The sequence below is a fragment of the Massilia sp. CT11-108 genome (genome assembly GCF_047302915.1).
GTDB lineage: Bacteria > Pseudomonadota > Gammaproteobacteria > Burkholderiales > Burkholderiaceae_D > Telluria > Telluria orientalis.
The window spans coordinates 1-728 of record NZ_JBKYMO010001098.1 but is presented as its reverse complement, the minus strand read 5'-3'; the positions used below and the strand labels follow the sequence as shown (position 1 = coordinate 728).

The 728-nt window shown below is 69.2% G+C and carries 2 protein-coding genes; one reads left to right on the top strand and one right to left on the bottom strand.

All coding sequences use genetic code 11. The features are described from left to right. Nucleotides 1–282 (bottom strand): hypothetical protein (locus ACEN88_RS33380; protein ID WP_413346621.1); only part of this gene is annotated, 282 nt, incomplete at its 3' end. A 149-nt stretch (nucleotides 283–431) separates the two neighbouring features. On the opposite strand from ACEN88_RS33380, the gene ACEN88_RS33375 reads away from it, so the two are divergent. Further along, a partial coding sequence (locus ACEN88_RS33375) for a TetR/AcrR family transcriptional regulator (RefSeq protein ID WP_413346619.1) occupies nucleotides 432–728 on the top strand: 297 nt, incomplete at its 3' end.

Here is a 728-nt window from a genome sequence, read left to right as displayed (position 1 = left end):
TTCCAGCAGCACGCGCACGGCGCCCGACCGTTCGCGCACATGTTCGATCAGCGCCAGCGCGATCACACCGTACAGCAGGAAGCCGCAGACGACGAACAGCGCGCCGTGCACGCGTGCGGCGCCGTCGCCCAGGCGCACGAGCGCGGCCAGCGTGCCGGCGTGGCCCGTGCCGTGTGCGACGACCGGATGATGGAAGAGGAGGGCGACCATCGCGGCACCCGCGACGGCGAGGGCCCAGGCGGCGGGCGGGATGGAACGGGGCGTGCTGTCGGCTGCTATCATGGCGGTCCTTTCGATGGAAAACCATATTGGACCAGCGGCGGGCGTCGCGTTGGCGGATGGTGCGGCCGTGCCGTCCGTTAGCGGACAAAACCGCTTGGATGTCCGTTTTCGTCCACTTTCGTCCACTTATGTCCGCTCATGGAGATGCGATGGAAGAAGTCGTGCAGGACCGGCGCCGGCAGCGCACGCGCAAGGCGGCCGTCGGGGCGTTCATCGAACTGCTGATGGCCGAGGGCTATGACGCCGTCGCGATGACGGCGGTGGCCGAGCGCGCGGACCTGGGCCGCTCCACCTTGTACGAACATTTCCGTACCAAGGACGACCTGCTGGCCGCGTCGATGGACTGGCCGCTGCGCGTGCTGGCGGCCGATCCGCCCGATCCGGCGGCGCTGCTGGCGCTGATCGAACATGTGCGCGAACGGTCGGGCGCCGTGCGCGTGCTGCTG